Origin of the sequence: Saccharothrix texasensis, from assembly GCF_003752005.1 — a bacterium.
Classification (GTDB): Bacteria; Actinomycetota; Actinomycetes; order Mycobacteriales; family Pseudonocardiaceae; genus Actinosynnema; species Actinosynnema texasense.
Genome location: NZ_RJKM01000001.1, coordinates 2352279 through 2365929, shown reverse-complemented (window position 1 = coordinate 2365929; position 13651 = coordinate 2352279). Strand labels below are relative to the sequence as shown.

The following is a 13651-nucleotide window of genomic DNA, read 5'->3' as shown; positions in this document are numbered from 1 at the left end:
GGCGGATGCTCATCGCGGTGTACGGGATCTTCGCCGTCGCCGCGACCGCCCGCTCCGCGGTGCAGCTCGCCACCCGGTTCGAGCAGGCGCCGCTGGCGTACGCGCTGTCGGCGTTCGCGGCGGTGGTGTACGTCGTCGCCACCGCCGCGCTGGCCGGCGTCGTGTCCCGGCGGGTCGCCTACCTCGCGTGCGGTGTCGAGCTGGCCGGTGTGGTCGTGGTCGGCGCGGCGAGCCTGCTGTTCGCCGGCGCGTTCCCGGACGCCACGGTGTGGTCGGGCTTCGGCGGCGGCTACGGGTTCGTCCCGCTCGTGCTGCCGGTGCTCGGCCTGCTCTGGCTGCGCCACACCGGCCGCGCTCAGCTCGACCGCACCACGACGTCCACCCAGTAGTTCGTGGCGTTGAACGAGGAGCCGGGGAAGCTGCCCGCCGGGCCGTAGGTGTACAGCCCGTTGCCGCCGCTGCTCGCGCTCGACGGCGCGGTCAACGACCCGCGCACGCGGTCGGCGCCGAAGAAGGCCGCGGTCGCCGAGTAGCGCGTGGTCGTGTGGTAGGACGCGATGTAGGTGGTGCCGGCGGTGAGCGGCACCGGGGCGCCGAACGTGGCCTCCTGCCAGCCGCTCGCGGTCTCGCCGGTGAACGTGGTCGACGCGAGCAGCACACCGCCCGCGGTCCACAGGTGGGCCGTGTGCGCGCCGGTGTTCTGCGGCCCCTTGTAGAACCGGATCCCGACGGCGGCCGCGTCCGACGCCGCCGTGCGGAACTTCGCGCCCAGCTGCACCGGGCCCACGTCGGCCACCGTGACGGTCTGCGGCACGTCGCTGACGTCGAACAACGTCCGCAGCACCGGTGCGGGCGCGTCCACCACGACGTCCACCCAGTAGTTCGTGGCGTTGTAGGTCGCGTTGGGGAAGGCCGGTGACGGGCCGTAGACGAACACGCCGTTCCCGGACGCGCCGTCGGCGGGTGCGACGAGCGCGTCACGGGTGTGCGAGGTGGTGAAGAAGCCCGCGGTGGCGGAGTAGTTGCCGGTCGCGGTGTGGTAGGACGCGACGTAGGTGGTGTTCGTGGTCAGGTCGACCGGTGTCGTGAAGGTGGCCTCCTGCCAGCCGCTCGCGGTCTCGCCGGCGAACGTGGCCGAGGCGAGCAGCGTGCCGTTCGCGTCCCACAGGCGGCCGACGTGCGTGCCGGTGTTCTGCGTCGCCTTGTAGAACCGGATGCCCTTGGCCTTGGCGCCGGTGGTCGTGCAGCGGAACCGCACGCCGAGGTTGACGGCGTTGGCGTCGCCGGAGCTCGCGACCGCGGGCGCGTCGGTCGGCTTGAACAGCGTCTGCCGGACGGCGGTGGCCAGCACGGACACCGACACGGTCGCCGACACCGGCGCGTTGTGGCCGTTGGTGATCGTGTAGCGGAACGTCGCGAGCCCCGAGAAGCCCGCGCTGGGCGTGAACGTCACCGACTGCGCGGCCGCGGACCACGTCACCGTGCCGTTGACGGGGTTGTCCGCCCCGGTGACCGACAGCGGGTAGCCGTTGGGGTCGGAGTCGTTGGCCAGCAGCGCCGCGGCCGGGATCACCAGCGCGACGCCCTGGTTCGTGGCGAACCCGCCGTCGTTGCCCGCGACCGGCGGCAGGTCGCCCGCGCCGCCCGCGCGGGCGAAGACGACGTCGACCCAGTAGTTGGTGCTGCGGAACGTGCCGCCGGGGAACGTGCCGGACGCGCCGTAGGCGTACACGCCGTTGTCGCCGGCGGGCGCCGTCAACGCGCCGGTGGAGCGCGCGGTCCGGAAGTGGTTCGGGTCGGCGGAGTAGAAGCCGGTGCCGTGGTAGGACGCGACGTAGGTGGCGCCGGGGGAGAGCGGGACGGGCGCGGCGAAGTTCGCCTGCTGCCAGCCGCTCGCGGTCTCGCCGGTGAACGCCGCCGTGGCGAGCAGCGTGCCGTCGGCGCTCCACAGGTGCGCCGTGTGCGCGCCGGTCATGTGCAGGTTCTTGTAGAACCGGACGGCGGTCGCGCTGCCGGGGGTGTTGGTCGAGAAGCGCACGCCCAGCTCCAGCGCGGCGCTCTCGGCGGACCGCAGCGAGGACGGCACGTCGGTCGGGTCGAACAGCCGGACCGACGCCGAGGGCGTCACCGTCACCGCCACGCTCGCGGCCGGCGACTGGGTGTTGAGGCTGTCGTCCACCGCCCGGACCCGGATCGTCCGCTGCCCGGGCTGCCGGGGCCACCAGTCGAACGTCCAGTTCGCCGTGCCCTGCGCCGCCCGCCAGGACGTGCCGCCGTCGGTGGAGACCTCCACGGCCGCGACGACACCGCCGACGTCGGTCGCCGTGCCGCTGACCACGACCTTCTGCTGCTGCACGAGCGTGGCGCCGTTCGCGGGCGACGTGACGACCGCGGTCGGCGGCGTGGTGTCGGTCGAGGCGCTCGCCGCGACCAGGTCGCCCTGCAACGTCGTCGGCTGCACGGTCATGTCGGCGAACAGGTTCACCATCGCCTGCTGGACGTCGCGGTCCACGACGACGGCGGGGTAGGTGCCGTTGCTGGTCTCGTCGTGCTGGGCGTCGAGCCCGAAGGCCCAGAAGACGGTGCCCGCGCCGAACACGACGGCCCCGCTGGGCGCCCGGTAGAGCGTGAGGTGGTGGGTGGCGGGCGCGGGCGCGGTCGTGCGGCCGTGGTCGACCAGGTAGGCGTGCACGTCCAGCGAGGTCGAGGACAGGCGGATGAGGCCGGGCGGGCGGAACCGGTCGTTGGGCGACTCGTCCCACTCGTAGCCCAGCAGCCCGGCCGCCAGCTCGGCCGTGCCGCCGGGCGGGGTCAGGGCGACGTCGGTGTTGCGCCAGAACCTCGGCCGCGACATCGCGTGCGGCACCCGGATGACGTCGTAGCGGTACGAGTCGACCTGGAACACCGTGCCGGTCAGGGAGTGCTCCGGCCGCCCGCCGTCGGCCGGCGGTGACAAGGAGGGGTCGCGCCAGGTGCCGGTCCACGCCGGGGCGGGGTCGATCTTCTCGCCGGCCCAGGTCTCCTTGTAGCACACCAGGGTGCGGTCGGGCGTGCCGTTGAGGTCGGGCTCCCAGCGGGTCTTCCAGTAGACCTCGTTGCCGCTGGCGAAGACCAGGTGCACGCCCGCGTCCCGGGCCGCTTCGACGTGCGCGCGCTGGTCGCCCGACCAGTACTCGTCGTGCCCGGTGGACAGGAACACCGTGAAGGCGGTCAGCGGCACGGCGCCGGGACCGGTGTCGACGCCGCTGAAGTAGGCGACGTCGTAGCCGTTGCGCTCCAGCCAGCGGATCGCCGCGTACTCGGCGCTGAGCAGGTAGTCCTGCGGCGCGGCGGCGGCGCCGACCCGGTCGCGGGTGCGGATCGGGCGGTTGTAGCTGACCTTGTACGCGCGCCCGTCCGGGGCGGCGGTGGCGTTGCCGCCGTACAGGTTCGCCCCGCCCCAGCCGTTGTAGGCGTGCCAGGTGGTGTCGGAGGTCTGGAAGCCGATGTCGTGCCGGGTGCCGTCGGCCCGCACGACGAACGGGATGTGGGACGCGCCGGCGACGCCGTCCTGCCGGACGAGCTTGGCCAGGTACACGCCGGACACCGCGTCGGCCGGGACCGCCCACGACGCGCTCACGCTCCAGTTGCCCGCGTCGTACAGGCCGATGGTCGGGTCACCGCCGGGCGCGGGCTGGGGCGAAGGGGTGTTGCGCTGGACGGTCGCGACCTTCCGCGCGCCGAGACCCCCGTAGTACCCGAGCCGGTAGACGTCGACCCGGTAGTTCGACGACGCGGTGTCGATCTTGAAGTCGACCGTCGTGCCGCGGTTGACGCTCATGCGGGTGGCGAAGCCCTCGATGGTCTCCGACGCGGGTCCGCCCAGATCCCACTCGCTCGGGGGGTTGCCCGGTTTCTGATTCTCCAGAGCGATCGCGTTCACCGGCATGGGTCACCTCGTGAGAGTGATGGCAGTCACACGTCTGATACCTGTGACATCACTCTGTAGAGAAGGCTGTTACGACCAGTCACGAACAATCGCCTGAATGGAGTAGTGAAGCCGAAGTTCCGGTCGTGATAAAGATCACCGGGCCGCGGTGATCTTGCGGTGGCCGGCGTCCGCGCAGGTCAGAGGCCTCACCGGAGGCGTGCGGTCACCCCATGGCTGAGCCGGTTCTCAGGTGCCGTGTGCCAGCGTTCGGACACCCGCCCGCGGCACCCGCGCAGTCGCCTGCCGGCACGTCCGCCCACCAAGGAGATTCCCACGATGTCCGTGCTGGCTCGGCTGAGCCTGGCCAACCGAAGTCTCGTCGGGCTGCTCAGCCTGCTCGTGATCGGTTTCGGTGTGTTCACGCTGCCCTCGATCAAGCAGCAGCTCTTCCCGTCCATCGAGCTGCCCGCCGCGGTGGTCATCGCGCCCTTCCCGGGCGCGTCGCCCGACCTGGTGGACAGCCAGGTGGCCGAGCCCATCCAGTCGGCCGTGCGCGGCGTCGACGGCGTCGAGCAGGTGTTCACCCGCTCCGCCGAGAGCTCCGCGACGGTCCAGGTGATGTTCACCTACGGCACCGACATCGACGCCGCCGTGGCCAAGATGCAGCAGGCGGTGAACCGGCTCCAGCCGCGCCTGCCGCAGGGCGTGGAGCCGACCGTCGCCCAGGGCAGCACCGACGACATCCCGGTGATCGCGCTCGCCGCGACCTCCGGTGACGACGACATCGCCGCCGCGGCCCGGCTGCGCGCCGAGGTCGTGCCCGGCCTGGAGGCGATCCCCGGCGTGCGGGAGGCCACCGTCAGCGGTGAGCGCGACCGCCAGGTCGGCGTCACCGTCGACTACGCCCGCCTCGGCGCGGCCCGGGTCGACCCCCAGGCGCTGACCGCCGCCCTGACCACGGCCGGCGCGGTCGTGCCCGCCGGCACCGTGCCGGACGCGGACAAGACGCTGACCGTGCAGGTCGGCAGCCCCGTCGGCACCGTCGAGGACCTGCGCAACCTGCTGCTGGCCTCGCCCGCCGGCCCGGTGAGGCTCGGCGACGTGGCCCGGGTCGAGTCCGCGCCCGAGGCGGCGACCGTGCTCACCCGCACCAACGGCGAGGCGACGTTGGGCGTCAGCGTCACCATGACCGCCGACGGCAACGCGGTCGAGATCTCCCGGCAGGTCCGCGACCGGCTCGCCGAGTGGGGCGAGGCGGCCGGCTCCACGCTCACCGTCGCGTTCGACCAGGGCCCGCAGGTGGAGAAGGCGATCAGCGGCCTGACCACCGAGGGCCTGCTCGGCCTGCTCTTCGCCGTGGTCGTCATCCTGCTGTTCCTGCTGTCGGTGCGGTCCACGCTGGTGACGGCGGTGTCGATCCCGCTGTCCGTGGTGGTCGCGCTGATCGCGCTCTACACCGGCGACCTGTCGCTGAACCTGCTCACCCTCGGCGCGCTCACCATCGCGGTCGGCCGGGTGGTGGACGACTCGATCGTGGTGCTGGAGAACATCAAGCGGCACCTCGGCTACGGCGAGGAGAAGCAACGCGCCGTGCTCGACGGCGTGCGCGAGGTGGCGGGCGCGGTGACCGCGTCCACGCTGACCACGGTCGCGGTGTTCCTGCCGATCGCGTTCGTCGGCGGCATCGCGGGCGAGCTGTTCGGACCGTTCTCCATCACGGTCACGGTGGCGCTGCTCGCGTCGCTGCTGGTGTCGTTGACGATCGTGCCGGTGCTGGCGTTCTGGTTCCTCAAGCGCCCGGACGTGCCGACCGACCCGGAGGAAGCGGCGCGGGCGCGCGAGGCGGCGCTGGAGAAGGAGAAGCGCAGCCCGTTGCAGCGCGCCTACGTGCCCGTGCTGCGGTTCGCCACCACCCGCCGCTGGGTGACGTTGCTGATCGCCGTGCTCATCTTCGGCGGCACGCTCGGCCTGGCCGGCTCGTTGCAGACCAACTTCATCGACAACGCGGGCGGCACCGCCCTGCAGGGCACCCAGGAGCTGCCGCCGGGCACCAGCCTCACCGCCCGGGACGAGGCGGCGCGCAAGCTCGAAGCCGTGCTGGCGCAGACCGACGAGGTGGAGACCTACCAGGTCACCGTCGGCACGGACAACAGCCTGGCCGCGTTCGGCTTCGGCGGTGACGGCGACACCAGCGTGCGCGCCACCGTGCGCGAGGGCACGGACCTGGAGGCGTTGCAGGACCGGCTGACCGAGCAGCTGGGGAACACGCCCGGCGCGGGCGAGGTGGCGTTCGGCGCGGCGGCGTCCGGTTTCGGCTCGGACACCATCGACGTGCTCGTCACCGCGCCCGACGAGCAGTCGCTGCGGGACGCGGCCGACCGCGTCCAGCAGGCCGTGTCCGGGACGCCCGGCGTCGGCGAGGTCACCAACGACCTGTCGGTGAGCGCGCCGCGCGTGCAGGTGACCGTGGACCAGGCCGCCGCGGCGGCCCGGGGGCTCAGCGGCCAGGCCATCGGCCAGTTCGCGGCGCAGGCGTTGCGCGGCGTGCCGGTCGCCCAGCTGCCGATCGACGGCCGGTCGCAGCAGATCCTGCTGCGCACGGGCACCGCGCCGACCGACGTGGACGCGTTGCGCGCGCTGCCGCTGCCGGGCGGCGTCACGCTCGGCCAGGTCGCCGAGGTGGCCGTGGTGGACGGCCCGGTGCAGGTGCGGCGCACCGACGGCGCGCGCAGCGCCACCGTGTCGGCCAAGGCCACCGGGTCCGACCTGGGTGCGGTGACGGCCGACCTGACGTCCCGCCTGGCCGCGGTGGACCTGCCCGCGGGCGCCTCGCACAGCATCGGCGGCGTCAGCGCCGACCAGGCCGAGACGTTCGCCGACCTGGGGCTGGCGATGCTCGCGGCCATCGCGATCGTGTTCCTGATCATGGTGGCGACGTTCCGCAGCCTGGTGCAGCCGCTGATCCTGCTGGTGTCGATCCCGTTCGCGGCGACCGGCGCCATCGGCCTGCTGCTGCTCACCGGCACCCCGCTCGGCCTGCCCGCGCTGATCGGCATGCTGATGCTCGTCGGGATCGTGGTGACCAACGCGATCGTGCTGATCGACCTGGTCAACCAGTACCGGCGGGACGGGATGCCGGTGCGCGAGGCGGTGGTCGAGGGCGGCCGGCGGCGGTTGCGGCCGATCCTGATGACCGCCGCGGCCACGATCTTCGCGCTGCTGCCGATGGCGTTGGGCATCACCGGCGAGGGCGCGTTCATCGGCAAGCCGCTGGCGATCGTGGTGATCGGCGGCCTGGTCAGCTCCACGCTGCTCACCCTGGTGCTCGTGCCGACGCTGTACTCGATGGTCGAGGGCCGCAAGGAGCGCCGCCGGGCGCGCAAGGCCGAACGCCCCGCCGAGGACCGCGAGGCGGTCACCGTCTGACGTTCGGCGGCCCGCTCGTCTCGTTCGCCGGTCCGTCCGTCGAAAGCCCCGTTGCCCGACTCGGGCGGCGGGGCTTTCGACCACGACGGCCACGCGAAGGCGGTGACCCCGAGGTCCGGCAGGTCGCACGTCGACATCCCGCGTGCCACCCTGGCCGCGTTGCTCCGGGACGTCCGGCTCGACCTGGTCGGGTTCCCCGACCCGCCGACCCGGTCACTTCCCGGCTGCTCCGTAGCGCAGGCCGTCGATGAGCAGCGCGACCATCCGTCGCGTGTGGCCCTCGTCCTCCCGGGCGGGCAGGGCCAGGTTGGCCGTGGCGCGCAGCAGGTCGTACGGGTCGACGTCGGCCCGCACCTCGCCGGCCCGCGCCGCGCGGTCGAGCAGGGCGCCCAGGACGGGCACGAAGCGCTGCTGGAAGTAGGCGGGCAGGCTGCTGTAGGCCGGGTCGCCGGAGTGCAGGGCGGCGCTGAGCCCGTGCTTGGTGCCGATGAAACCGGTGAAGCGCCACAACCACGCGGTCAGCGCTTCGAGCGGTGCGTGCTCGGCGGCCAGGGCGGGCGCGGCGTCGGCGCAGGCGTCCACCTCGTGGCGGAACACGGCGGCGATGAGGTCCGAGCGTTGCGGGAAGTGGCGGTAGAGGGTGCCCGCGCCCACCCCGGCCTTGGCGGTGATCTGCCGCACGGGCGCGTCCACGCCCGAGGTGGCGAAGACCTCCGCGGCGGCGCTGAGCAGGGCGTCGGTGTTGCGCCGCGCGTCGGCGCGCACGGGTTTGCCCGACCGCTCCCCGGTCACGCCGATGTCGACTCGCTCGCTCACGACCACCCCGCCCGACTAAGCGGAACGTTGTTCCGTATAGTCGAAGTTGAACGTTGTTCCGTTTGTGTCAGCGTAGCGCTGCGCCGGGCACCTGCCAACGCACGAGGAGACCCATGAAGTACCGCACGCTGGGCCGGACCGGCATCAAGGTCAGCCCCTACGCCCTGGGCGCGATGATGTTCGGCGCCGCGGGCAACCCCGACCACGACGACTCGGTCCGGATGATCCACAAGGCGCTGGACGCGGGCGTCAACTTCGTCGACACCGCCGACATCTACTCGCACGGCGAGTCCGAGGAGATCGTCGGCAAGGCCCTCGAAGGCCGCCGGGACGACGTCGTGCTGGCCACCAAGGCGCACCTGCCGATGGGCGAGGACCCGAACCACCAGGGCAACTCGCGGCGCTGGCTGGTCCGCGCCCTCGACGACTCCCTGCGCCGCCTGCGGACCGACCACGTCGACCTCTACCAGGTCCACCGGCCCGCGCCGGACACCGACGTGGAGGAGACGCTGTCGGTCCTCACCGACCTCATGCGCGCCGGGAAGGTCCGGGCCATCGGCTCCTCCACCTTCCCCGCCTCGGAGATCGTCGAGGCGCAGTGGGTCGCCGAACGGCGCGGCCTGGCCCGGTTCCGCACCGAGCAGCCGCCGTACTCCATCCTCGACCGCCGCATCGAGAACGAGGTGCTGCCCGTCTGCGAGCGCTACGGCATGGGCACGCTCGTCTGGAGCCCGCTGGCCCAGGGCCTGCTCACCGGCCGCTTCCGCCAGGGCGCGGGCGCCGAGAGCAGGCGGGCCCGCTTCACGCACATGACCGACGAACGCCGCCACGAGGCGGTCGAGCGGCTCGTCCCCGTCGCCGAGGACGCCGGCCTGTCCCTGACCCACCTGGCCATGGCCTTCGCGATCGCCCACCCGGGCGTCACGTCCGCGATCATCGGCCCGCGCACCGAGGAGCAGCTGGACGACCTGCTCGCCGGCGCGGACGTCGTGCTGGACGACGCCGTCCTCGACCGGATCGACGCCGTCGTCCCGCCGGGCACGGGCGTGGGCGGCCTGGACATGGACTACCGCACACCGGCCGTGCAGCAGCCCCGCCTGCGCCGCCGCCTGCTCGAAGAACGCGCCGCCGCCTGAGCCGCCGCTCGACCGGAAGAATTCGACGCGGCTGATTCCGAATTGATTGCGGGATGGTGCCGCCCTCTTCGCCGCGGAAGAGGGCGGCACCATTCTTCAGTTCCGGGACCGTCGATCAGCGGATGCTCGGGTCAGGCTTCGTACCAGTCCACGCAGAGTTGGGCGACGTAACCGGTGCGTCCGTCCCACTGCACCTGGATCCACCAGCTGCTCGTGCCGCCGCACGCGGTGTAGCTGCTGCCCGAGGTGGCTTCGCACGACGCCGCGGCGCGCTGCCCGGGCTGGATGATGCCGAGTCGGGTTGAGCCGGCGTTCGTGCGCAAGCGGACGTTCACGCCGCTCACGCCCGCTTTGGGTGTGACGTAACAGGCGGGCACCGCCGACCGGTCCACCGACTGGCCGGTCGGCGTCGGTGCGGCCGACGAGGCCGCGGACGCGGACGACGGCACCAGGGCCATCATGACGAAAACGATCAGGGCGCCCAGCGAAGCGACCAAAGAATTCTTTTTCACAGTTCCCCCTTCGGGATCCTTTCACGGTCCCGAAGGTGACGATAGCCATGCCCGCCGAGTTTTCGCAGTCCCTCGTCAGTGTGATTGCGTCGACCCGCTGACGAGGGCCTGCGTGATCAATTGTCGCGCATTCGCGACACCGGATCGATCAGGCGCCCGGCTCGTAGGCGAGGTTCGGCCGGAGCCAGCGCTCGACCTCCTCGACCGGCATCCCGCGCCGCCGCGCGTAGTCGACCACCTGGTCGCGCCCGATCCGGCCCACGGTGAAGTAGCGGGCCTCCGGGTGCGCGAAGATCACACCGCTCACCGCCGCCGCCGGCGTCATGGCGAACGAGTCCGTCAACGCCAGGCCGACCCGCTCGGCCTCCAGCATCGCGAACAGGTCCGCCTTCTCGCTGTGGTCCGGGCTGGCCGGGTACCCGAACGCGGGCCGGATGCCCCGGAACCGCTCGGCGTGCAGGTCGGCCAGCTCCGGCTCGGCGTCCGGCTCGAACCAGTCCCGCCGCGCCCGGAGGTGGACGTGCTCCGCGAACGCCTCCGCCAGCCGGTCCGCCAACGCCTTCACCATGATCGACTTGTAGTCGTCCTGCTCCCGCTCGTACCGCGCGGACAGCTCCTCGGCGCCGTGGATCGCCACCGCGAACCCGCCCAGGTGGTCGCCCGCCGGCGCGATGTAGTCGGCCAGGCTCCGGTTGGGCCTGCTCGCCGGCTTCCGCGTCTGCTGCCGCAGCATCGGCAGCCGCCGCCCGTCCACCACGATGTCGTCGCCCTCGGCGTGCGCCGGCCAGAAGCCGTACACGCCCTTCGCCCGCAACGAGCCGTCCGCGACGATCTGGTCGAGCATCGCGTTCGCGTCGTCGAACAGCTCCTGCGCGGCCGGGTTGGTCTCCAGGATCTTCGGGAACTTGCCCTTCAGCTCCCAGGCCAGGAAGAAGAACGTCCAGTCGACCATCTCGCGCAGCTCGGCCACCGACGGCTCCACGACCCGCAGCCCGGTGAACGCGGGCGTCGGCAGGTCCTCGAACGACACCACCTCGGCGTTCGCCCGCGCCTGCTCCACCGCCAGCAACGGCGTGCTCTGCCGGTTCTCGTGCTCCTCGCGCAACCGCTGCTGCTCGACCCGCGTCGCCGCGGCCAGCTCCTCGGCGCGCTCGTCGTCCAGCAGCGCCGACACCACGCCCGCCACCCGTGACGCGTCCAGCACGTGCACGGTGGTCTGGTCGTACACGGGCGCGATCCGCACCGCCGTGTGCTGCCGCGACGTCGTCGCGCCGCCGATCAGCAGCGGCAGCTTCATCCCGCGCCGCTGCATCTCCGCCGCCACCGACACCATCTCGTCCAACGACGGCGTGATCAGCCCGGACAGGCCGATCGCGTCCGCGCCCTCGGCGATCGCGGTGTCCAGGATCTTCGCCGCCGGCACCATCACGCCCAGGTCGACCACGTCGTAGTTGTTGCAGCCGAGCACCACGCCGACGATGTTCTTGCCGATGTCGTGCACGTCGCCCTTCACCGTGGCCAGCACGACCTTGCCGTTGCCGCGGGTGGAGCCGGAGGCTTCCTTCTCCGCGTCCATGTACGGCTCCAGGTGCGCGACCGCGCGCTTCATCACCCGCGCGCTCTTCACCACCTGCGGCAGGAACATCTTGCCCGCGCCGAACAGGTCGCCGACGACCTTCATGCCGTCCATCAGCGGACCCTCGATCACGTCCAGCGGACGTGCCGCCACCAGCCGCGCCTCTTCGGTGTCCTCGATGATGAAGTCGACGATGCCGTGCACCAGCGCGTGCTCGAGCCGCTTGGCCACCGGACCCTCGCGCCACGCCAGGTCGACCACGCGCTTCGTGCCCGAGCCCGCCACCGTCTCGGCGAAGGACACCAGCCGGTCCGTCGCGTCCGGGCGGCGGTCGAACAGCACGTCCTCGACCAGCTCCAGCAGGTCCTTCGGGATGTCCTCGTAGACCGCGAGCTGGCCCGCGTTGACGATGCCCATGTCCAGGCCCGCGCGCACACCGTGGTACAGGAACGACGAGTGCATCGCCTCCCGCACGGTGTCGTTGCCGCGGAAGGAGAACGACAGGTTCGAGATGCCGCCGCTGATCCGCACGCCCGGACAGCGCTGCTTGATCAGCGGGATCGCGTCCAGGAACGCCTTGGCGTACCCGTTGTGCTCGGCGATGCCCGTCGCGACGGCCAGCACGTTCGGGTCGAAGATGATGTCCTCGGCCGGGAAGTCCGCCTTCTGCGTCAACAGGTCGTAGGCGCGACCGCAGATCTCGACCTTGCGCTCCGCGGTGTCGGCCTGGCCCAGCTCGTCGAACGCCATCACCACCACGCCCGCGCCGAAGTCGCGGATGCGGCGGGCCTGGGCCAGGAACGACTCCTCGCCCTCCTTGAGGCTGATCGAGTTGACCACGCCCTTGCCCTGCACGCACTTCAGCCCGGCTTCCAGCACGCTCCACCGCGAGCTGTCGACCATGATCGGCACGCGGGCGATCTCCGGCTCGGTGGCGATCAGGTTGAGGAACGTGGTCATCGCCCGCTCGCTGTCGAGCAGGTCGGCGTCCATGTTCACGTCCAGCAGGTTCGCGCCGCCGCGCACCTGCTCCAGCGCGACGTCCACCGCCGCCTGGTAGTCGTCGCCCTCGATCAGCCGGCGGAACTTCGCCGACCCGGTCACGTTGGTGCGCTCGCCGATCATCACGAACCCGGTGTCCGCGCCGATCTCGAACGGCTCCAGGCCGCTGAACCTGGTCCGGTCCGCGACCCGCGCCACCGGCCGCGGCGGCAGGTCCTTGACCGCCGCCGCGATCCGCCCGATGTGCTCGGGCGTCGTGCCGCAGCAGCCGCCGACGATGTTGACCACGCCCTCCTCGGCGAAGCCGTGCAGCAGCGCGGCGGTCTCCTCCGGGGTCTGGTCGTAGCCGCCGAACGCGTTGGGCAGCCCCGCGTTGGGGTGGCTCGCGGTGTAGGTGCCGGCGATCCGGGACATCTCGGTGACGTGCGGTCGCATCTCGGCCGCGCCCAGCGAGCAGTTCACGCCCACGACCAGCGGCTCGGCGTGCGCGACGGAGTTCCAGAACGCCTCGACCGTCTGCCCGGACAGCGTCCGCCCGCTCAGGTCCACGATGGTGACCGAGATCCACAGCGGCAGGTGGGGCGCGACCTCGCGGGCCGCGGCGACGGCGGCCTTCGCGTTGAGCGTGTCGAAGATCGTCTCGATGAGCAGCAGGTCGACGCCGCCCTCGGCGAGCGCGCCGATCTGCTCCGCGTAGGCGTCCTTGACCTGGTCGAACGACACCGTCCGGTACGCCGGGTCCTCGACCCGCGGCGACAGGGACAGGGTGACGTTGAGCGGGCCGACGGAGCCGGCCACGAACCGGCCGCCCGCCTCGTCGGCGGCCTGGCGGGCGAGCTGCGCGCCGCGCACGTTCATCTCGCGGACCAGCTTCTCCAGGCCGTAGTCGGCCTGCGCGATGCTGGTCGCGGTGAACGTGTTGGTGGTGGTGATGTCCGCGCCCGCGGCCAGGTAGCGGCGGTGCACGTCGAGGACGACGTCCGGGCGGGTCAGGTTCAGCAGGTCCGGGTCGCCGGTGACGTCGTGCGCGTGGTCGCCGAGCAGGTCGCCGCGGTAGTCGGCCGGGGTGAGCCCGGCGGCTTGGAGCATCGTGCCCCAGGCGCCGTCCAGCACCGCGACGCGCTGGTCCAGCAGCTCTCGCAGGGCGTTTTCCGACACGCGGCCTCCCAGGTTGGGAGGCGCCCTTCGGATCGTCGAGCCCCGGCCGAGCGTGGCGGGCTCGTCACCCGTTGCAGCGCCTCTCGATCGGGTGTCCGATCCTAGCGAACCACGC

General features: G+C 72.2%; 7 protein-coding genes. 3 read left to right on the top strand and 4 right to left on the bottom strand.

Annotation, left to right across the window (positions count from 1 at the left end; all coding sequences use genetic code 11):
- Positions 1–5: 5 nt before the first annotated feature.
- A complete protein-coding gene (locus EDD40_RS09015) occupies positions 6–389 on the top strand; it encodes a hypothetical protein (protein ID WP_123747880.1) in 384 nt (127 codons plus the stop codon).
- Here the strand turns inward: EDD40_RS09015 and EDD40_RS09010 are convergent.
- On the bottom strand, positions 356–3922 hold the full coding sequence (locus tag EDD40_RS09010) for a DUF4082 domain-containing protein (RefSeq protein ID WP_148088737.1): 3567 nt from the start codon (positions 3920–3922) through the stop codon (positions 356–358). The two genes, EDD40_RS09015 and EDD40_RS09010, sit on opposite strands and share 34 nt — an antisense overlap.
- A 324-nt stretch (positions 3923–4246) precedes the next feature.
- Here EDD40_RS09010 and EDD40_RS09005 point away from each other — a divergent pair, with 324 nt between their 5' ends.
- Positions 4247–7336, top strand: a complete 3090-nt coding sequence (locus tag EDD40_RS09005) for an efflux RND transporter permease subunit (protein WP_123742491.1) — start codon at positions 4247–4249, stop codon at positions 7334–7336.
- Between the two features lie 213 nt (positions 7337–7549).
- On the opposite strand, the gene EDD40_RS09000 is transcribed toward EDD40_RS09005, so the two are convergent.
- Positions 7550–8152, bottom strand: coding sequence for a TetR/AcrR family transcriptional regulator (locus EDD40_RS09000; protein ID WP_246037563.1), 603 nt, complete (start codon positions 8150–8152; stop codon positions 7550–7552).
- A 113-nt stretch (positions 8153–8265) separates the two neighbouring features.
- Here EDD40_RS09000 and EDD40_RS08995 point away from each other — a divergent pair, with 113 nt between their 5' ends.
- Positions 8266–9288 carry an aldo/keto reductase gene (locus EDD40_RS08995; RefSeq protein ID WP_123742490.1) on the top strand — a complete coding sequence of 341 codons (1023 nt, stop codon included), beginning with the start codon at positions 8266–8268 and terminating at the stop codon, positions 9286–9288.
- Positions 9289–9419: 131 nt separating this feature from the next.
- On the opposite strand, the gene EDD40_RS08990 is transcribed toward EDD40_RS08995, so the two are convergent.
- Together EDD40_RS08990 and metH are read right to left on the bottom strand one after the other, a co-directional pair.
- The gene (locus EDD40_RS08990; protein ID WP_170185011.1) at positions 9420–9749 is read right to left on the bottom strand and encodes a hypothetical protein; all 330 of its coding nucleotides are present in this window, start codon (positions 9747–9749) and stop codon (positions 9420–9422) included.
- A gap of 199 nt (positions 9750–9948) precedes the next feature.
- Positions 9949–13536 (bottom strand): methionine synthase, encoded by a 3588-nt coding sequence (gene metH / locus EDD40_RS08985; RefSeq protein WP_211348122.1) that lies wholly within the window; start codon positions 13534–13536, stop codon positions 9949–9951.
- Positions 13537–13651 lie beyond the last annotated feature (115 nt).